Source organism: Nonomuraea sp. ZG12 (assembly GCF_052068115.1).
GTDB lineage: Bacteria > Actinomycetota > Actinomycetes > Streptosporangiales > Streptosporangiaceae > Nonomuraea.
Map to the genome: position 1 here is coordinate 290,382 of NZ_JBQHCW010000001.1, position 18,825 is coordinate 309,206.

Genomic DNA, 18,825 nt, shown 5'->3' on the forward strand with positions numbered 1-18,825 from the left:
GCTGCTCTAGCGCTGGTCCCCGGTGTAGAGAGCCTCGATGTCGGCGGCGAAGTCCTTCACGATGAGGTTGCGCTTGACCTTGAGCGTCGGCGTCAGGTGGCCGCTCTCCTCGGTGATGTCCGCGGCCAGCACGGTGAACTTCTTGATCTGCTCCGGCCTGGACACCATGCTGTTGGCCCGGTCGACCGCCCCCTGCACCTCCGCCAGGATCCGCGCGTCGGCGCGCAGCTCGGCGGGCGCGGCGGAGGACAGCCCGTTGGCGGGCGCCCACTGCTCCAGCGCCTCCGGGTCCAGGGTGATCAGGGCCGCCACGAACGGCCGCCCGTCACCCACGACCATGGCCTGGGAGATCAGCGGATGCGCCCGCAGGGCGTCCTCCAGCGGGCCCGGCGCGACGTTCTTGCCCGCGGCCGTCACCAGGATCTCCTTCTTGCGGCCGGTGATGCTCAGGTAGCCGTCGGCGTCGAGCTCGCCCACGTCGCCCGTGTGGAACCACCCGTCGGCGTCGAGCACCTCGCCCGTGGCCTCGTCGTTGTGCCAGTAGCCGCCGAACACGTTGCGTCCCCTGGCCAGCACCTCGCCGTCGTCGGCGATGCGCAGGGTGACGCCCGGCAGCGGCTTGCCCACCGTGCCGATCTTGTTGGCGCCCGGCATGTTGACCGAGCAGGGGGCGGAGGTCTCGGTCAGGCCGTAGCCCTCGAAGACCTCGATGCCGACGCCCTTGAAGAAGTGGCCCAGCCGCTCGCCCAGCGCCGATCCGCCGGACACCGCCGCCGACAGCCTGCCGCCCGTAGCCGCGCGGAGCTTGCCGTACACGAGCCTGTCGAACAGGGCGTGCCGCAGCCGGAGCCCGACGCCCGCCCCGCCGGCGCTCTCGGCCTTGCTCCAGGCGACGGCCACGTCCACGGCGCGGGCGAAGATCTTGCCCTTGCCGCCCGCGATGGCCTTCTGCTCGGCGCTGTTGTAGACCTTCTCGAAGACCCGGGGCACGCCCAGCAGGAACGTCGGCTTGAAGTCCTGGAGGTCGGGGGCGACGTTCTTCATGTTCGGGGTGTGCGCGATGACCGCGCCCGCCTCGATGAGCACCACCTGGATCATGCGCGCGAAGATGTGCGCCAGCGGCAGGAACAGCAGCCCGGCCGGATCCTTGGCGGAGAACAGCGGCTCCAGCGGCCCCGACGCCACGTTGCGCGCCGTGAACAGCAGGTTGTCGTGGCTGATCAGGCAGCCCTTGGGCCTGCCGGTGGTGCCGGAGGTGTAGACGACCGTCGCCAGGTCCGACGCGGTCACCCGCGCCCTGCGCCCGGCCACCTCGGCGTCCTCGACGCCGGAGCCGTCGAGGGCGGCGTCGACCCGCCAGACGTTCTTCAGCGTGGGCGCGGCCTCCCGCACGGTCTCCTCGTGCGCGTCGAGCTCGACGAAGGCGGCCTTGACCTCACTGTCGGACAGGATCCACCGGACCTGCTCGACCGAGGACGTCTCGTAGATCGGCACGGTCACCGCGCCGATCGTCCAGATCGCGTAGTCGATGAGGGTCCACTCGTAGCGGGTGCGCGACACCAGCGCCACCCGGTCGCCGTGCTCGATCCCGGCCGCGACCAGCCCACGGGCGAGCGCCACCACCTGGTCGCGGAACTCGCCGGCGGTCACGGCGGGCCAGCCGTCACCGATCTTGCGGCGCATGATGACCCTGCCGGGCTCCCGCTCACCCCGCTCGAAGACGGTGTCGGTCAGACAGGCTGAGGCGGGAACATCCACCAGCACGGGGACGCTGTACTCGCGCACGGATCCACACTCCTCCGGGTGCACGCCACGGATGACGGCCTGGACGTTACCGGGTTAAGTTACGCGCCGGTAGCCCTCGTCATCCAGGCGTTATGAAGGCCGTTCATCACGCTAGCAGTCCCGGCTCGTAAGATGCCCCGCATGAGGGTCCACGTGGTCAGCGACGTGCACGGCCGGACCGACGCGCTGGCCCGGGCGGGCGACGGCGCCGACGCCCTGATCTGTCTCGGCGACCTGATCCTGTTCATCGACTACGCCGACCACGCGCAGGGCATCTTCGCCGACCTGTTCGGCGCGGAGCAGGCCGGCAGGTTCATCGCCCTGCGCACCGCCAAGCGGTTCGACGAGGCCAGGGCCATGGCCGCCACGCTGTGGGCGAGCCTCGGCGGCGACCCGCGCGAGCACATCGAGCGCAACGTGCGCGCCCAGTACCGCGACCTGTTCGCCGCCATGCCGGTGCCCTCCTACCTCACCTACGGCAACGTGGACATCCCGCGCCTGTGGGGCGACTACCTGCGGCCAGGCCAGCGGGTGCTCGACGGCGAGAGCGTGGAGATCGGCGGCCTGCGCTTCGGCTTCGTCGGCGGCGGCCTGCGGACCGACTACCGCACGCCGTACGAGATCAGCGACGAGGAGTACGCCGCCAAGGTGGCGGCCGTCGGAGAGGTGGACGTGTTGTGCTGCCACATCCCGCCCGCGGTGCCGGAACTGCTCTACGACGTGGTCGCCAGGCGCTTCGAGCGGGGCAGCGAGGCGACCCTGGAGGCGATCAGGCGCACGCAGCCGCGCTACGCCCTGTTCGGGCATGTGCACCAGCCGCTCCACCGGCGCACCCGCATCGGCCGCACCGAATGTGTGAACGTGGGTCATTTCCGGGGAAAAGGCGTTCCGTACGTCCTCGAATGGTGAGAACCGGAGTCCACCGCGATCGACCGATTCTGCACTACGGTGGTCGCATGGCTGATCGCACCACTTCGAGCATCACCATCGACGCCGGCCGCGCCGCCGTGATGGCGGTCATCGCCGACCTGGCGGCCTACCCCGAGTGGGCCGGGCAGGTGAAGAGCACCGAGGTGCTCACCACGGGCGCCGACGGCAGACCGGAGACGGTCCGGTTCGTCCTCGACGCCGGCGTGATCAGCGACACCTACACCCTCGCCTACACCTGGCAGGACGACCAGAGCGTCAGCTGGCGGGTGACCGAGCCCGGCAAGATGGTCTCGCGGCTCGACGGGAGTTATCTGCTCGGCGACACGGGCAGGGGGATCGAGGTGACGTACGAGCTCGCGGTCGACCTCGCCGTCCCCATGATCGGGATGATCAAGCGCAAGGCGGAGAAGGTGATCGTGGACACCGCCCTCAAGGGGCTCAAGAAGCGCGTCGAAGGCCGCTGAAGGTGAGCCCCCGGGTCCTGCTCTTCACCGGCAAAGGCGGCGTCGGCAAGACGACCGCCGCGGCGGCCACCGCCACCCTCGCCGCCAAGCGCGGGCTCAAGACGCTGGTCGTCTCCACCGACACCGCCCACTCGCTGGCCGACGCGCTCGACGTGCGGCCGGATCGTGATGACCTGGAGGTCGCGCCGGGCCTGCACCTGCACCAGGTCGACACCCAGGCGACGATGGAGCGCCACTGGGGCGAGCTGCAGGACTACGCCCGCAACCTCCTGATCGAGCTGGGCCTGGACGAGATCACCTCCGAGGAGATCACCGTCCTGCCCGGCGCCGAGGAGATCATCGCCCTGCTGGAGCTGCGCGAGCACGCCCGCGAGGGCCGCTGGGACGTCATCGTCGTCGACTGCGCCCCCACCGCCGAGACGCTGCGGCTGCTCGCCCTGCCCGAGGCACTCGAGTGGCACATGACCAGGCTGATGCCCGTCGGCCGCAAGCTGATGCGGCTGGTCTCCCCGTTCGTGCGCGGCGTGGCCCGCGTCAGCACGCCGGGGGAGGAGGTGATGGGCGCGGGTGAGCGCCTCCACCGCGGCCTGCTGGAGGTGCGCGAGCTCCTCACCGGCGACCGGGCCTCGGTGCGCCTGGTGCTCACCCCCGAGTCCGTGGTGCTCGCCGAGGCCCGCCGCACCCTCACCTCCCTCAACCTGTACGGCTACCGCGTCGACGCCGTCATCGCCAACCGGGTCTTCCCCGCCGGTGGCGCCGACGAGTGGCGTGCTCAGTGGGTGGCGGCTCAGTCCCGGCTGCTGGCCGAGGCGGAGGAGTCGTTCGCGCCGCTGCCCATCCACGTCGTCCCCTACCTGCCGGCCGAGCCCGTGGGCAAGGACGCGCTGGCCGAGGTCGGCGCGGTGCTCTACGGCGAGGCCGACCCGTTCGCCGCCCCCACGGCGCCGCCGCCGCTGCGGCTGGCCGCCGACGAGCTGACCCTCGCCCTGCCCGGCGCCGAGCGGGGTGACGTCGACCTGGCCCGCAAGGGCGACGAGCTGATCATCACGACGGGCCCGTACCGGAGGATCCTGGCGCTGCCCTCGTCGCTGGCCCGCCGGAAGATCAGCGGCGCGGTGCTCCGCGACGGCGTCCTCCGGGTACGGTTCACCTCGGAGGCGAAACCCGACGAAGCTAACGTAACGGGCCACCCGGATGCGGGACCGGCCGCGACGTGAGCCACGAGGGTGAGCGCACGAGCCGGGAGGGCACATGACAGACAACACCGCTAACAACGACAGGGATCCCATCGGGACCGTCGCGGAGGAGGCGCGCAAGCTCTTCGACGCGATCCAGGGACGCGCCACCCGCCAGGTCGGCAAGAGCGTGTTCAACTCCTTCACGGGCGGGGGCGGCTCCCGCACGGAGAAGGACGTGTGGGGCGAGGCGGTCTCCGAGCCCGAGGACGAGTACATCTGCCGCGCGTGCCCCTTCTGCCGGGCCATCGCCGCCCAGCGTGAGGCGGCCGCCGCGGGGGCCGGGTCCGGTGTCGGCGGCGCGGCCGGCGACGTCGCCGGGCACATCATGGCCGCGGGCGGCGAGCTGTTCGCCGCGTTCCGCCAGGCCCTCGACTCGCTGAACAAGCCGGCCACCCCCCGTACACCGCGAGACGACGACGGCCGCGACAATGTGGAACACATAGATCTGGGATAAAGGGGACATCGGTAATGCTCACGATCGGTGTGGACATCGGCGGCACCAAGGTGGCCGCGGGTGTGGTCGACGATGACGGAACGATCGTCGCCCACACACTCAGGCCGACCGCCGCCGACCGGCCGGACGTGGTCGCCGACACGGTCGCCGACGTCGTGCGCGAGCTGTCGCAGGGCCGGCAGATCGAGGCCGTCGGCATCGGCGCGGCCGGGTTCGTCGACGAGACCCGCTCGATCGTGCGCTTCGCCCCCAACCTCGCCTGGCGCGAGGAGCCGCTGCAGAAGAAGATCAGCGGGCTGGTCGGGCTGCCCGTCGTGGTGGAGAACGACGCCAACGCCATGGCCTGGGCCGAGGTCAGGTTCGGCGCCGGCCGCGGGCAGTCCCACGTCATCTGCCTGACCGTCGGCACCGGCATCGGCGGCGGCATCGTCTTCGACGGCCGCCTCTACCGTGGCCGGTGGGGGATGGGCGCCGAGCTGGGCCACATGCAGGTGGTGCCGGACGGGCGCCTGTGCGGATGCGGCCGCCACGGCTGCTGGGAGCAGTACGCCAGCGGCAACGCGCTGGTCGCCGACGCCAGGGAGACCGCCAGCGCGCACCCGGAACGGGCCGAGATCCTCATCGGGCTGGCCGGCGGCAAGATCGAGGGCGAGGAGGTCACCGAGGCGGCCCGGCAGGGTGACAAGGCCTCGCTCGACGCGTTCGCCACCGTCGCCGACTGGCTCGGTCAGGGCATGGCCGACCTCGCCGCGGTGCTCGACCCCGGCTGCTTCATCCTGGGCGGCGGCGTGTCCCGCGCCGCCGACCTGTTCTTCGACCGGGCCCGCGAGGCGTTCGAGGAGCGGCTGACCGGCAAGGGGCACCGGCCGGTCGCCGACGTGCGCCTGGCCGAGCTCGGCGCCTCGGCCGGCCTGGTGGGCGCCGCCGACCTGGCCCGCAGGCGCTGACCGGCGCGCTGACCCATGGTGGGCCGTACGTGACCGTCACCGCCGCCACCTACAACGTGCGAGGCCTGAGGGACAGCGTCCCGGCCCTGCGGCGGGTGATCAGCGCCATGCGCGCCGACGTCGTGTGCGTCCAGGAGGCGCCCCGGCTGCTCAACTGGCGGGCCAGGCGCCGGGACCTGGCCGCCCGGTGCGGCCTGCGGGTCGCCGCGGGCCGCAGGCGCGGTGGCGTGGCCGTGCTCACCGGCCCCCGCGTCGAGGTGCTGCACGCCGAGAGCCACCTGCTCAGCGTCATCGCCGGCCTGGAGACCCGCGCGCTGGCCGTCGCCGTCGTGGCGGTCGAGGGGGTCCGGCTCGCCGTCGGCTCCCTCCACCTCGATCTCAGCGAGCCGGCCAGGCTCCGGCACGCCGCCGAGGCCATGGCGCTGATGCGCCGCGCGGCCTCCAGGTTCGACGCCGGGATGCTGCTCGGCGGCGACCTCAACGAGCACCCGCAGCGGCCCACCTGGCGCTACCTCGCCGCCCAGCTCACCGACTGCTACGCCGCCGCGCCCGGTGGCGACGGGCTCACCTTCCCCGCCAGGCGGCCCCAGCATCGCATCGACGCGCTGTTCGCCACGCGCGACACGCGCGTCGTCTCCTGCGGCGGCGTGGCCGCCGCGAACGCCGATCTGACCGAGGCGAGCGACCATCTGCCGGTCCTCGCCGAGTTGCGAGTTGTCCCGTAACGGGCAATCGACACCGCTCACCCAATAGCATTTGCTCATGACCCGTCGCACTCTGCGGCGTGCGCTCACCTTGATCCTGGCGACGTCCGTGGCCCTGCCTGCGGCTTCACCCGCCGCGCACGCCGACCCCCGCCACACCGACCCCCGCCCCGCCGCCATCGACGCGTGGCAGGAGTCGAGCACCGTACGCCTGACGGCCGACGGATCGCTGTCCGACGTGCTGGCCCTGTCCTCCGGCGACGTGTGGGCGGTCGGCCAGCAGCAGATCTGGGACGTGTGGAAGAACCGCGGCACGATCCGCCACTGGAACGGCGAGCGCTGGAGCGAGGTCGCCATCCGCGACTCCACCGGCGCCGGCAACCTGCGTGCCGTCTCCGCCTCGGCCGGCCAGGTGTGGGCGGCCGGAGACGGCCACGACGGCCTGCCCTACCTCGCCCGCGGCGACGTGAACGGCTTCGACCGGGTCAGGCCGGAGGGGCTGCGCAGCGGCGACTGGCTCGGCGGCGTCTACGCCGGCGACGAGCGCGTGGTGGCGGTCGGCAGCCGCGACGACAACGGCCTGATCGTCGGCTGGCACGAGGGTGAGTGGACCTTCCAGGTCACCAAGGAGGAGGGCGCCCTCTACGCGGTGGCCGGCGCGTTCGCCGTCGGCGACACCGGCACGGCGCCGCTCATCATGCACCACACCGGCGACACCTGGAAGTCCATGCCGGTGCCGCACATCCCGGGCGGCTACCTGCGCGACATCCAGGTCGACAGCGGCAAGCGGGCGCTGGCCGTCGGCGGCGTCTACCGCGGTCCCGGCGAGGTGGAGCCGCTCGCGCTCGCCTGGAACGGCAAGCGCTGGCGGCAGCTGGCGCTGCCGATCCGGTCCGTGCGCCTGTACGGCGTCACGGGTGACGGCAAGGGCCACTACTGGATCTCCGGGTACGACCCGGAGCGCGCGGCGGAGCCGTTCATGCTGCGCTGCGACAAGCGCTCGTGCGAGGTCATCCGCGGCGGCGAGGTGGAAGGCAGGAGCAGCGTCAGGCTGCAGGCCGTCACCTACCTGGCGGGCAAGCAGGCGGTGTGGGCGGTCGGGCACGCCGTGGACGCCCGGGAGCGCTACACCGACGTGGTGGAGTCCTTCGGGCCCGGTGTCCCCGAGCCCGCCAAGTCCTAGCGTCCTGGGCCTAGCGTCCTGGGCCTAGCGTCCTAGAGGACCGCTCCGTCGTCCCAGCCGTCGTTGCCGGGCGGGCCGTCGCCCATCCGCACCACCAGCGCCACGAACCCGCCGATGAACGCGGCCACGGCGGTGAACAGCGCCCAGCCGTCCATGTGCCAGTCGGCCACCGCCGCGACCAGCAGATAGGCGGGGCCGCCGAACAGCGCCACCCACGCGAGCTTGGTCGTCAGGTCCAGCTTGGGCAGCGGGGGCGGCACGGGAGGCTCGAAGTGCCCCTCGTCCTGCTCCTCGTCGTCCTCCTCGGACTCGTCGGTCGCCTGGCCGGCCTCGTCCCGCTCGCCGGGCGGCTGCTCGTCGTCGAACTCCTCCGGCGGCTTCACCACCCGGCGCAGGGGCTCGGCGGGGACGTTCTCGCTGTCCGGCCATGGCTGGTCAGCCGAGTCGCGCTCGGCCGTGTCGTTGAAGGACGCGACGATCTGCCGCCAGACCTCGTCCTCGTCACTCTGGGGCGTCACCTAGATCGGCCTCTCCGCAGCGATCGCGACTTCCCCCTGGGTGCGATCAGTCCCTCTGCAAGGGTACCGAGGCATGTGTCCGGATGAAGTCGAGGCTGCCGGCAAAGATCCTGTCGGCATCGTTGTCCAGCGTCGCAACATGGTAGCTATCGGTAAGCTCCTCGATCGTGGCCTGAGGCACCTTCTGGCGAATGATCGCCACGCTTTTCGGTTTCACCACGTGGTCGTCGGCGCTGTGGAAGACCAGCAGCGGCTGCACCACCCGGTGGAGATCGGCCTGGACCAGCGACCACAGCTCGGGCAGCGACGCGGCCGCCTTCACCGGAGTGCGGGCATAGGCCAGCTCGGACACTCCCGGCTTCTTCACATCGTTGGCCACCCCCGGCACTGACGCGATGAACCACTTGAGCACCGGCGCCAGCCGCAGCAGCGGCACGTCGTTGGTGATCGAGGGATTGACCACCATAACCCCTCTGATCGCCTCGCCGTGCACCTCGGCCAGCCGCAACGCCAGGCAGCCGCCCAGCGACAGCCCCGCCACGAACACCTCTGTGCAGCGGCCCTGGAGGTCCTTGAACGCCTTGTCGACCTCGGCGTACCAGTCCTCCCACCGGGTGTGGTTCATCTCCTGCCAGGTGGTGCCGTGTCCGGGCTGCCGGGGCAGCGACACGCTCACCCCGTGCCCGGCCAGATGCTCGCCCCACGGCCGGAGCGACTGCGGGGTGCCGGTGAAGCCGTGGCACAGCAGCACACCGACCTCGCCTGCTTGGTGGTGGTACGGCTCAGCGCCTGGCATGAGCGGCATAACAGCTCCTCCATGCAATTTCATCCCCGAACTGCCCGATCGTCGCACGATCTGGGGCAATTGTGCGAGCGCTGGTGTAGGAGCATCGGGGTCTAGGTGGAATGATGACTACGCTTGAGACCAAAGCATGAGGAAGAGGTGGCCGGGTGTTGTACTGGGTGGTCAAGGCCATCTTGGGGCCGATCCTCCGCATCGTCTTCCGCCCATGGGCCGAAGGCGTCGAGAACGTGCCCAAGCAGGGGCCGGCCATCCTGGCCGGAAATCATCTGTCCTTCGCCGACCATTTCTTCGGCCCGCTGAATCTGCGCCGCAAGGTCATCTCACTCGGTAAGTCCGACTACTTCACCGGCCGTGGCATCAAAGGCTACCTCAGCAGGCTGTTCTTCAGCGGGGTCGGCACGGTGCCGATCGACCGCTCGGGCGGCAAGGCCAGTGAGGCCGCGTTGCGCACCGGCCTGCGCGTGCTGCGCGAGGGCCACCTGCTCGGCATCTATCCGGAGGGCACCCGCTCGCCCGACGGGCGCCTCTACAAGGGCAAGACGGGCGTCGCCAGGCTGGCGCTGGAGTCGCGCGCGCCGGTCGTCCCGTGGGCGATGATCAACACCTTCGAGATGATGCCTCCGGGGAGCCACCTGCCCAAGCTGGGCATCCGGCCCGGCATCCGGTTCGGCAAGCCGCTGGACTTCTCCCGCTACTACGGGATGGAGGAGGACCGGCTGGTGTTGCGCGCGGTGACGGACGAGATCATGTACGCCCTGATGGAGCTGTCGGAGCAGGAGTACGTCGACAAGTACGCCGCCAGCGCCAAGGTGGAGATGGAGCGCGCGGCCCGCGCGACCGGCGGCTGAGCCGACCACACCGGGTCACCGGCGCAGCGCCTGCTCCGTCTTGCGCATGGCGGTGGTCATCGACTCGAGCTCTTCCCGGGTGAGCTGGTCGATCAGGAAGGCGCGCACCACGTCCACGTGACCGGGGGCCACCCGGCGCAGGCACTCCAGCCCCGCCTCGGTGATCACGGCCAGGACGCCCCGCTCGTCGGACGGGCAGGTGGTCCGCTCGACCAGCCCCGTCTTCTCCAACTGGGTGATCTGGTAGGTAAGCGCGCTTTTCGATGCCACGACGACCCTGGCGAGCTCTGACATGCGCATCTGTCGGCCCGGTGCGTCTGCCAACCGGACCAGGACCTCGTATTGTGGATGGGTCAGCCCGGCGGCCGATTTGAGCTGCTCCTCAATGCGCCGTTCGAGCAGATGTGTGGTGGACACAAAGGCGCGCCAGGCCGCCATTTCTGTCGCGTCGAGCCACCGGGTCTCTGTCACCGCCCAAGTGTACTGGTTGTTCACTTTTGTACTTCGCGCTAACCTGCTGGTTCAAATCTGAACAAACAATGAGGAGTCAGGATGATCGACCAGGCGCGTAATGTCTCACTGCTGCTCGCTCGGGTGGCCATCGGGGTGATCTTCCTGGTGCACGGCTACCAGAAGTTCGCGACGATGGGCATCGCGGGCACCACCAAGTTCTTCGAGTCGGTCGGGATCCCGCTGGCCGGTGTGGCCGCCCCGCTGGTCGCGGCGCTCGAGGTGGCCGGCGGCATCGCGCTGATCCTCGGCGTCGGGCTGCCCATCGCCGGGACGTTGCTGGCGCTCGACATGGTGGGCGCGATCCTGTTCGTGCACCTGTCGGCCGGCTTCTCGGCGGCCGAGGGCGGCTACGAGTTCGTCCTGGCGCTCGCCGCGGCCAGCCTGGCCATCGGCTTCACCGGCGGCGGCGCGCTGGCGCTCGACACCGTGCTCGGCCGTCGCCGCACCCCGGCGTCCGTCTCCGCCTGACGCCCTGTACGCGGCCCCCGTCCAGCGGTCGGTCCAGCGGTCGGTCCAGCTGTCTCAACAGTCCGGCGGTCGGGTCAGTCCGGGGGCGGTCCGGGTGTCAGGACAGGTGGGCCCGGATCTGCCTGATGTGCTCGGGAGTGGTGCGACAGCAGCCGCCGATCAGCGAGGCGCCCGCGGCCTGCCATTCCTTGGCCGCCTGGCCGTACTCCACCGGGTCGGCCGTGCCCGTCCACCGCCGTCGCCCGGCGTCCCAGGTCTCTCCCGAGTTGGGGTAGACCACCACCGGTAGCCTCCCGGTGAGCGAGGCGATCAGGCCGGGGATGTGGCGCGGCGCCGTGCAGTTGGCGCCGACGGCCACCACCTGCGAGTCGCCGGTGAACAGCGCGGCCGCCTCGGTGATCGGGGTGCCGTCGTTGAGGTGGGCGGCGTCACGGCAGGAGAAGCTCACCCACACCTTGACCGCGGGCGTCTCGGCCAGCAGCCTGGCCAGCGCCTTCGCCTCGGCGTAGGAGGGGATGGTCTCGCAGGCCAGCAGGTCGGCCTCGGACGAGGCGAGGATCTCCCAGCGCGGCCGGTGCCAGGCGAGCAGGCCGTCCTCGTCGAGGTCGTAGTCGCCGGTGTACTCGGCGCCGTTGGCCAGGAAGGCGCCGTAAGGGCCGATCGAGGCCGCCACCAGGCCGCCGCCCGCCTCGTCGCGGGCCTGTGCCGCCAGCTCCACCGACAGCCTCATCAGCCGCTCCGCCTGCGCCGCGTCCAGGCCCTTGCGGGCGAAGCCGGGCAGGGACGCCTGGTAGCTCGCGGTCGTGGCCACGTCCGCCCCGGCGGAGAAGTAGGCCGCGTGCGCGCTCCTGATGAGCGCCGGATCCTCCAGGAGCAGCCGCGCGGACCAGAGCTCGTCGCCGAGATCGGCGCCGAGCGCTTCGAGTTGGGTGGACAGGCCACCGTCGAGGACGAGTGTGGTCACCCGTCCAGAGTATGGTCCCGGCGCCGCTGCCCGTCCCCCGCGAGCCGGCCGATCTCATCCTGATCTGCCGGCTCGCGGCCACCGGTACGCCCGCGGCGAGCGACGCCGCCCGGCCGGGTCAGGCGCGCTTCCAGAAGGGGCGGTGAGGGGCGTCGGGGCCGGTCGTCGGTGAGCCTCCCGTCAGGGCCGTGAGGACCTCGACGGCGCGCAGCCGCAGCGCCTCCGGGTCGGCGCCCGGCTGTTCGGCCGCCTCCAGCTCGCGGGCCAGGGCGGCGAGCTCGGCGTGGCCGCCGAGGTGGGCCGCCAGCGCCGCCAGCCGGGAGCCGAGGTCGGCCAGGTAGAGCACGTCCGGGGTGCGCAGGGCCGTGAGCCGGTCGAGCTCCGCGACGAGCTGCGCCCTGACCGTGTCCAGGCCGTGCGGCGCGGGACTGGGCGGCGCGGGCCGGGCGAACATCGGCGCGCGCGGGTGGCCTCCCGGCCTTCCGCCCGCCGGCATCCCGGCCGGTGGCATCCCGGCGGGCCCGGCCTCCGCGCCCAGGGTGGCGGAGAAGCCGGGGTCGGGCGCGGCCATGGTGCTCATCCCCCGGGGAGACTGCGCCGCCATCGCGGCGAAGCCGAAGGACATCGGCGCGCTCGGCGGCTGCTCCCAGCCGCTCGGCGGCTCCACCGGCTGGATGACGCGGTGCTCGGGGCCGCCGTCGGCGACCTGCCGGCTGTCCACCGCCACGTACGCGGTGAACCGGCACAGCACGCCGTACTCCAGCGAGACGCGTACGATCTCCGCCTCCAGCTCGTGCTCGCCCATGGCGTACCGGTCCTCCAGCTCACGCAGGTGAGCGCGCGCCCAGACGGCGCGGATGGCCGGATTGTCCACGACGCCGCCAGGCACGCGCTGCTCCCAGGGCGTGCCCGCCGCCAGCCCGCGCACGGTCACCGACGAGCCGCCCCGGTAGCGGCCGTGCACCCGCAGCGGCACGCCGGGGAAGATGCTGCCCAGGTGGGTGACCGTACCCGGCTCGACGTCGAGGTCCTTCAGCGACAGGTCGGTCACCAGCGGCGCGCCGATCCGCCGGTGGATCTGCTCCATGGCGGCGTCCAGCCGGTCCTCCGACTCCACCAGCTCGCAGCGGCCCGCGCCGAGCCCGGCCAGCCGGCCGAGGAAGGCGGCGTTCACCGCCCGGTCGATGCCGACCGCGTGCACCCGCATGGCCGACAGCGCCCCGCCGGCCTGCTCCAGGATCTGGTCCTCGTTGCCCACCTGGCCGTCGGTGACCAGCACCACGACCCGCTCCCGGTCGTGCGGGCCGTCCAGCAGGGCGATGGCCTGGCGCAGCGGTTCGAGCAGCTCGGTGCCGCCCCGCGCGTCCACCCGCGCCAGGTGCTCGACCGCGCGGTAGCGCCGGCGGTCGGATCCTTCGGCGAGGCCCTCGAAGGCGGACTCCACCACCGAGTCGAAGGCCAGCACCGCGAAGCGGTCCTGCGGGGTGAGCGTGTCCACGATGCGGGCCGCCGCCCTGCGCGCGGCGACCATCTTCCAGCCGCCCATGCTGCCCGACCGGTCCAGCAGCAGCACCAGGTCGCGCGGCCGGCGGGCCGACTCCAGCTCCGGCGGCACGACGGTCAGCGCGAACGTCCCCGCGCCGTCGAGCCGCAACGACGTGGACGCGTCGAACGCCAGCCGCAGGATGAAGTCGCGGTCCAGCCGCTCGCCGGGGCGCAGTCGTACGGTGCCGGCCTCCTCCTCCACCACGTGCAGGCTGGAGGCGAGCTCCCGCAGCTCCAGCCCGCCCGCGTCGACCGTGGCGGTGAGGCTGAGCCGGACCGGGTCCGGGAAGCCAGGCAGCAGGACCGGGGGAGTGATCCGGGAGGCGTCGGGCACCGCGTCGGTGTCGGGCGCGGTGCCGTCACCGGCGGGCGGACCGTCGATCGGGCTGCCGGGGATGTAGCGCGGCGCGACGACCAGCGGGAAGCGGAAGGTGGCCGCCCCGTCCTCGTACGGCAGCGGCTGGCTCATCGTCAGCCTGATCGTGACCCGCTCGCCGGGCAGGATGTTGCCCACCCTGATGGTGAACACGTCGGGGCGGTCCTCCTCGGCGATCGCCGCCCGCCTGCCTTCACGCAGTGCCCGGTCGTAGTCGGCTCTGGCCTGGCCGCGCTCCTTCAGGACGCCCTCGATCACCCGGTCGTCCGCCTCCATGGTGAACGCCGTCACCGCCGCCCTGTCGGGCAGCGGGAAGACATAGGTGGCCTCCAGGGTGACGTCGAACGGGTTGCGGAACCCCTGCGTCACCTCGACTCCGGCGTCGAGCCCGGCGATGCGGGCGGCCACGTCGACGCTGTCCAGCGGCAGGTTGCCGCGCTCGGTCCGCAGCGCGCCGAACCCGGCGTCGGGCAGCGGTGCGCATCGGGCGGGCTCGAGCGACGTGATCCTCATGTCAGTTTCCTCTCTTCGAGCACCGCGAGCAGCGGTCCGGCCGCTGCGAGCACGGCTTGTACGTCGTCCTTCGTCAGGGTGCGACCCGCGCCGTCGAGCAGCAGCGACACCCCGCCCCCCAGCCGGACCCCGCGCACCGGCGCCCCCGCCGCGCCCTCGCCAGTGCCGTCGCCCTGGGGCGTGGTGCCGTGCGTGGTGTCCGGCCGGGCGGACACGGTGTCCGCGGGGCTTCTGGTCCAGAACCTGGTTCCCCGGCCGTCCGGAGGCGGTGCAGCCGGCGCCGGGCGCTGGGCGCCGGATCCGGCGGCCTCCTCCAGCATCGCGTCCGTCGCACCGGCCAGGGCCGCCTGGATGTCGGCGATGGACATCCCGCCGGCCTGCATCCGTTTGACGGCCACGAGCTGGAGCAGGTGACGCCTGCCGTACCGGGCGATCCTGCCGCGCCGCGACAGCGGTGGGTCGACGAGCCCGATCGTGGTGTACCACCTGATCAGGCGCTCGCCCGGCACGTCGCGGACCCGGCCGTTGAGCGGCTGGCCGTGCGCGCGCAGCGCGTCGGCCGCGTGCTCCGCCAGCTCGCCGATGGTCCAGGTGTCGCTCATATCTCCACAGTGACACTGTCACTATTGCACTGTCAAGGATAGCGGTGACCAGCGGGAATGAAGGCCGGATCGGCGGGGAGGGGTAGGTCATGGCTACGATTTCCGGCCCGCTCTCGGGCGACGACAAGACCACTACCGTCCAGGCACTCCAGGGTGCCCTGATCGATCTCATCGACCTCTCGCTGGTCGCCAAGCAGTCCCACTGGAACGTCATCGGCTCCCACTTCCGGCCGATCCACCGGCAACTCGACAAGGTCACGGACCTCGCGCGCAAGCACGCCGACACCGTCGCGGAGCGGCTTTCGGCGCTGGGCGCCAACGCGGACGGCCGCGCGGCCACCGTCGCCAAGTCCACCAAGCTCCCGCAGCCCGAACTGGGCTGGATCGAGGACGGCAAGGTGGTGGCGACCCTCACCGACCTTCTCGACGGGATCAGCAGGCGGATGCGCGAGCGCATCGACGCCACGGAAGAACCCGACCTGGTCACCCAGGACATCCTGATCGCCGTCGCGCGCGACATCGAGCAGCAGCACTGGATGTTCCAGGCGCAGCGCTGATCGACGCCCGTCAAGCCCGGGAGCCGACCGGCCCCGGGCTTCCGCGTGCCGCCCCGGCCGGGCGCGTGATCAAGCGTGCCGCCCCGGCCCGGCGTGTGATCAAGCGAGTCGGCTCGGCCGGGTGCGTAATCAGGTCGTAAGAGCTGGACCGTTTCTGTGGATCTAGCGTGGCTGGTCATGACCAACCGCGCGCAGATCGTCGTGCTCGCCAAGCGGCCCGTGCCCGGCCGGGTGAAGACCCGGCTGACCCCGCCCCACACCCCCGGCGAGGCGGCCGCCCTGGCGGCGGCCTGCCTGCAGGACACGCTCGCCGCCGTGGCGGCCACACCCGCCGCCGGCCGGGTGCTCGCGGTCGACGACCCGCGACTGACGGCTCCCGGCTTCTCGATGATCGAGCAGCGAGGGGACGGGCTGGACGAGCGGCTGGCCTGGGCCTTCCAGGACGCCTACGCGGCCGACCCCGCGCCCGTCGTGCTGATCGGCATGGACACCCCGCAGATCACGCCCGCGCTGCTCAGCCGGGCGGGGGAGGCGCTGGACGAGGCCGACGCGGTGTTCGGGCCCGCGAGCGACGGCGGCTACTGGCTCCTGGGGCTGCGCGTGCCCGATCCGGCGCTGCTGCTGGGCGTGCCCATGTCCCAGCCGTGCACGGGCGAGGCCCAGCTGCGGCGGCTGCGCGACGCCGGGCTGCGGGTGGCGTCGCTGCCGCGCCTCACCGACGTGGACGACGCCGCCACCGCCCGCGAGGTCGCCGCCACGGCCCCGGACACCCACTTCGCCGCCACCCTGGCCAGCCTCGGCTCATCGGCCACGAGCGGCCTCCCGTACGCCGGCGCGTCGTTGCCGGCGGTCCCACCGGGGACCGCCTCGTCGTCGTCGGTCCTATCGGGAACCGGCTCGTCGTGGCCGGCCGTCAGCTCGGGGCGGGAGGCGCGATGATCGGGCCGTTGTACGCCGACTCGCTGGAGGGGGCGGAGGTCGAGCTCGAGTACGCCGACGGCCGCCGGGGACCGCTGGACGCCACCCGCTGGCTGGAGCCGATCGACGGGGACGAGGCGATGCTGTCGCGGTGCGGCGGTTCCACCCTCGACGTCGGCTCCGGCCCCGGCAGGCTGACCGTCGCGCTCACCAGGCGCGGCGTCGCCGCGCTCGGCATCGACATCACCCCGCACGCGGTACGGCTGACCCGCCGGGCGGGCGGGCTGGCCTTGTGCCGGGACGTGTTCGGCCAGGTGCCGGGGAGCGGCCGCTGGGCCACGGTGCTGCTGGCCGACGGGAACATCGGCATCGGCGGCGATCCGGTCGCGCTGCTGGGCCGGGTTCGGGAGCTGGTCAGACCGGGCGGGGAGGTGATCGCCGAGGTGGCGGCGCCGGACACGGCGGGCGCGGTGGACCGGGTCCGGCTGCGCCACGGCGGCGTCGTCGGCGCCTGGTTCCCGTGGGCGACGGTGTCGGTGTCCGAACTGCCCGCCCTGGCCGCGCGCACCGGTCTCACCCTGACGCATCGGTGGCAGGAGGCCGGACGCTGGTTCGCCGTGCTGCGACAGGGGATGTACGGCGGGTGAGTTTCCACGGTGTTCGATCTCGGTATCCCCTGCCATTCATGTCCGTGCGGTCGACTAGCGTGGCGTCTAGAGGGAGGCCTGACGATGTCCCGCAAGACTCTTCTGCGCGCGGGCCCGCTCTGGCAGGGCGGCGAGAGCCCGTACGGCCCGATCGGGGAGCCCGGCGCCGTCGCCGGCCTGGCGCTTCCCGCCGGTTTCCGCGGCAGGGTGGTGGCCCGGTCCGGGCACAAGGTGGCCGGGCTGACCTGGCACGCCGCGCCCGACGGCGGCGCCTGCTTCCCTGACGGCACGGGCTGGATCTACGTGTCCAACTCGGGGCTGCCGCTGGTCGGTGGCGCCTCGGCGCTGTGCTTCCGGGCCGACGGCTCGATCGGCGACGCCTACCGCATCCTGTCCGGCACCGAGCTCAACCGCTCGGGCGGGGCGACGCCCTGGCACACCTGGCTCTCCTGTGAGCTCGGCCATCGCGGGCGCGTCTTCGAGTGCGACCCCTACGGCACCCGCGCGGCCCGGCCCCGGCTGGACATGGGGCGCTTCAAGCACCAGGCGGCCGCCGGCGATCCGGACCGGCAGGTGGTCTACCTGACCGAGGGCGAGCGTGACGGCTGCTTCTACCGGTTCCGGCCGGGGGACTGGGGTGACCTGACCGAGGGCAGGCTGGAGGTGCTGTGCGCCTCCGGCGCCTGGGAGCCGGTGCCGTCGCCGGCCGCCCTGCTCAAGGGGACCCGCCACCAGGTGCGCGGCGCGCGCCGCTTCGACGGCGGCGACGCCTGCCACTACGCGGGCGGCGTCTGCTTCTTCACCACCCGCGGCGACGGCGCCCTGTGGGCGTACGACGCGCGGACCTCCACGCTCGACCGGATCGCCTTCGGCGGCGTGGCCGGGGTGACGGCCGGGGTCGTGGCCCTCACGTCCGCGCCGTCCGGCGACCTCTACGTGGCCCGGCGGGGCGGCCGGATCGACGTGGTCACCCCGGACCGGACCGTCGCGCCGTTCCTCAGGCTCGACGGACCGGCGGGCCTTGAGCTGACCGGGCTGGCGTTCGCGCCCGGCGGCGGGCGGCTCTACTTCTCCGCCAGGCGCGGCCGCACCGGCGGCGACACCTTCGAGGTGGCGGGGGCCTTCCGCACGGCCTGGCCCGGCGAGGCCGCGTCGAGCGGGTGAGGGCGAGGTGCCTAGGCCAGGTAGCGGGTGAGGGCGCGTTTGAGCTCGGCCACGAGCTCCTCGGCGCGCTCGGGGGACGCCGCGGAGACCAGAGGCATGACGGCCTTGACCATCGCCACGGCCATGGTCCCTATCAGCTGGGCGCGCTCCTCGGGCAAGCCGGGGGAGCGGCGCCGGAGCAGCGCGGCGACCTGGCGGGCGACGGCGTCGTGCAGCGCCTGCGAAGCCGCGGCCAGCCGGTCGCCGGTGGCGTTGCCGTACAGGAGCGACCAGTAGGCGGGTGAGCGGCCCTTGAAGGCGACGCTCTCGTCCACCAGCCCGCCGACCAGCGTCTCCAGCGGCGTCTCGGTGGAGACGGCGGCGAGGGTCGCGTCCCAGAACTCCTGCCGCTCGACGGTGTAGCGGGACACCAGGGCGTCGAGGATCTCCTCCTTGTTGCGGAAGAACTGGTAGAGGGAGCCGGGTGACAGGCCCGCCCTGGCGGCGACCTGGTTCGTGGTCATCTCCGGATAGCCGACCTCGGCGATGACGAGCTGCGCCGCGTCGAGGATCTCCGCCATGCGCTTCAGGCCGCGCGCCTGCCGGCGCACGGTGCGCTCAGCCATGGGGCACCACGTTGACAAATGCGAGCATTTGCTTGTATTCCTTGGTCCAATGAGTGAAACACGAGTAGTTTACCGAG

The 18,825-nt window shown here is 72.4% G+C and carries 21 protein-coding genes; 13 read left to right on the plus strand and 8 right to left on the minus strand.

Going from position 1 to position 18,825, the window contains the following annotated elements; genetic code table 11:
• Window positions 1-6 precede the first annotated feature (6 nt).
• Window positions 7-1,785 (minus strand): AMP-dependent synthetase/ligase, encoded by a 1,779-nt coding sequence (locus tag ACTMTF_RS01285; RefSeq protein ID WP_441108830.1) that lies wholly within the window; start codon window positions 1,783-1,785, stop codon window positions 7-9.
• 141 nt (window positions 1,786-1,926) lie between these two features.
• Here ACTMTF_RS01285 and ACTMTF_RS01290 point away from each other — a divergent pair, with 141 nt between their 5' ends.
• From ACTMTF_RS01290 to ACTMTF_RS01320, 7 genes are read left to right on the plus strand one after another with little or no spacing between them, the layout of a single operon-like run.
• On the plus strand, window positions 1,927-2,694 hold the full coding sequence (locus tag ACTMTF_RS01290; RefSeq protein ID WP_397001134.1) for a metallophosphoesterase family protein: 768 nt from the start codon (window positions 1,927-1,929) through the stop codon (window positions 2,692-2,694).
• A gap of 47 nt (window positions 2,695-2,741) precedes the next feature.
• Window positions 2,742-3,179, plus strand: coding sequence for an SRPBCC family protein (locus ACTMTF_RS01295; RefSeq protein WP_441108831.1), 438 nt, complete (start codon window positions 2,742-2,744; stop codon window positions 3,177-3,179).
• Window positions 3,180-3,181: 2 nt separating this feature from the next.
• Window positions 3,182-4,396: an ArsA family ATPase gene (locus ACTMTF_RS01300; protein ID WP_397001130.1), complete on the plus strand. Its 1,215-nt coding sequence runs from the start codon at window positions 3,182-3,184 to the stop codon at window positions 4,394-4,396.
• 34 nt (window positions 4,397-4,430) lie between these two features.
• A complete protein-coding gene (locus tag ACTMTF_RS01305) occupies window positions 4,431-4,871 on the plus strand; it encodes a hypothetical protein (RefSeq protein ID WP_441108832.1) in 441 nt (146 codons plus the stop codon).
• A gap of 14 nt (window positions 4,872-4,885) precedes the next feature.
• The gene (locus tag ACTMTF_RS01310) at window positions 4,886-5,818 is read left to right on the plus strand and encodes an ROK family glucokinase (RefSeq protein ID WP_397001126.1); all 933 of its coding nucleotides are present in this window, start codon (window positions 4,886-4,888) and stop codon (window positions 5,816-5,818) included.
• Between the two features lie 29 nt (window positions 5,819-5,847).
• Window positions 5,848-6,543: an endonuclease/exonuclease/phosphatase family protein gene (locus ACTMTF_RS01315; protein ID WP_441108833.1), complete on the plus strand. Its 696-nt coding sequence runs from the start codon at window positions 5,848-5,850 to the stop codon at window positions 6,541-6,543.
• 37 nt (window positions 6,544-6,580) lie between these two features.
• Window positions 6,581-7,705 (plus strand): hypothetical protein, encoded by a 1,125-nt coding sequence (locus tag ACTMTF_RS01320; RefSeq protein WP_441108834.1) that lies wholly within the window; start codon window positions 6,581-6,583, stop codon window positions 7,703-7,705.
• 32 nt (window positions 7,706-7,737) lie between these two features.
• Here the strand turns inward: ACTMTF_RS01320 and ACTMTF_RS01325 are convergent, their stop codons facing one another.
• Window positions 7,738-8,223 (minus strand): hypothetical protein, encoded by a 486-nt coding sequence (locus ACTMTF_RS01325; protein WP_397001120.1) that lies wholly within the window; start codon window positions 8,221-8,223, stop codon window positions 7,738-7,740.
• 46 nt (window positions 8,224-8,269) lie between these two features.
• Complete coding sequence (locus ACTMTF_RS01330; protein WP_441108835.1) at window positions 8,270-9,028, minus strand: alpha/beta hydrolase; 759 nt, start codon at window positions 9,026-9,028, stop codon at window positions 8,270-8,272.
• Window positions 9,029-9,174: 146 nt separating this feature from the next.
• Between ACTMTF_RS01330 and ACTMTF_RS01335 the strand changes: the two genes are divergently transcribed.
• Window positions 9,175-9,876: a lysophospholipid acyltransferase family protein gene (locus ACTMTF_RS01335; RefSeq protein ID WP_441108836.1), complete on the plus strand. Its 702-nt coding sequence runs from the start codon at window positions 9,175-9,177 to the stop codon at window positions 9,874-9,876.
• Between the two features lie 15 nt (window positions 9,877-9,891).
• On the opposite strand, the gene ACTMTF_RS01340 is transcribed toward ACTMTF_RS01335, so the two are convergent.
• Window positions 9,892-10,347 carry a MarR family winged helix-turn-helix transcriptional regulator gene (locus ACTMTF_RS01340; RefSeq protein WP_397001114.1) on the minus strand — a complete coding sequence of 152 codons (456 nt, stop codon included), beginning with the start codon at window positions 10,345-10,347 and terminating at the stop codon, window positions 9,892-9,894.
• 81 nt (window positions 10,348-10,428) lie between these two features.
• On the opposite strand from ACTMTF_RS01340, the gene ACTMTF_RS01345 reads away from it, so the two are divergent.
• Window positions 10,429-10,857, plus strand: a complete 429-nt coding sequence (locus tag ACTMTF_RS01345) for a DoxX family protein (RefSeq protein ID WP_397001112.1) — start codon at window positions 10,429-10,431, stop codon at window positions 10,855-10,857.
• Window positions 10,858-10,954: 97 nt separating this feature from the next.
• On the opposite strand, the gene mmuM is transcribed toward ACTMTF_RS01345, so the two are convergent.
• The 3 genes from mmuM to ACTMTF_RS01360 form a co-directional block, all read right to left on the minus strand.
• Window positions 10,955-11,821, minus strand: coding sequence for a homocysteine S-methyltransferase (gene mmuM / locus ACTMTF_RS01350; protein WP_441108837.1), 867 nt, complete (start codon window positions 11,819-11,821; stop codon window positions 10,955-10,957).
• 118 nt (window positions 11,822-11,939) lie between these two features.
• A complete protein-coding gene (locus ACTMTF_RS01355) occupies window positions 11,940-14,255 on the minus strand; it encodes a VIT domain-containing protein (RefSeq protein ID WP_441108838.1) in 2,316 nt (771 codons plus the stop codon).
• Window positions 14,252-14,857, minus strand: a complete 606-nt coding sequence (locus ACTMTF_RS01360) for a helix-turn-helix domain-containing protein (protein WP_441108839.1) — start codon at window positions 14,855-14,857, stop codon at window positions 14,252-14,254. The genes ACTMTF_RS01355 and ACTMTF_RS01360 overlap by 4 nt, the downstream gene beginning before the upstream one ends.
• Before the next feature lie 89 nt (window positions 14,858-14,946).
• On the opposite strand from ACTMTF_RS01360, the gene ACTMTF_RS01365 reads away from it, so the two are divergent.
• From ACTMTF_RS01365 to ACTMTF_RS01380, 4 genes are all read left to right on the plus strand, one after another.
• Window positions 14,947-15,414: a Dps family protein gene (locus ACTMTF_RS01365; protein ID WP_397001104.1), complete on the plus strand. Its 468-nt coding sequence runs from the start codon at window positions 14,947-14,949 to the stop codon at window positions 15,412-15,414.
• 177 nt (window positions 15,415-15,591) lie between these two features.
• On the plus strand, window positions 15,592-16,353 hold the full coding sequence (locus ACTMTF_RS01370; RefSeq protein WP_441108840.1) for a TIGR04282 family arsenosugar biosynthesis glycosyltransferase: 762 nt from the start codon (window positions 15,592-15,594) through the stop codon (window positions 16,351-16,353).
• A complete protein-coding gene (locus ACTMTF_RS01375) occupies window positions 16,350-16,979 on the plus strand; it encodes a class I SAM-dependent methyltransferase (RefSeq protein ID WP_441108841.1) in 630 nt (209 codons plus the stop codon). Before ACTMTF_RS01370 ends, ACTMTF_RS01375 begins: the two co-directional genes overlap by 4 nt.
• An 84-nt stretch (window positions 16,980-17,063) precedes the next feature.
• Window positions 17,064-18,143 (plus strand): alkaline phosphatase PhoX, encoded by a 1,080-nt coding sequence (locus ACTMTF_RS01380; RefSeq protein WP_441108842.1) that lies wholly within the window; start codon window positions 17,064-17,066, stop codon window positions 18,141-18,143.
• Between the two features lie 11 nt (window positions 18,144-18,154).
• On the opposite strand, the gene ACTMTF_RS01385 is transcribed toward ACTMTF_RS01380, so the two are convergent.
• Window positions 18,155-18,748, minus strand: a complete 594-nt coding sequence (locus ACTMTF_RS01385; protein ID WP_441108843.1) for a TetR/AcrR family transcriptional regulator — start codon at window positions 18,746-18,748, stop codon at window positions 18,155-18,157.
• Window positions 18,749-18,825 lie beyond the last annotated feature (77 nt).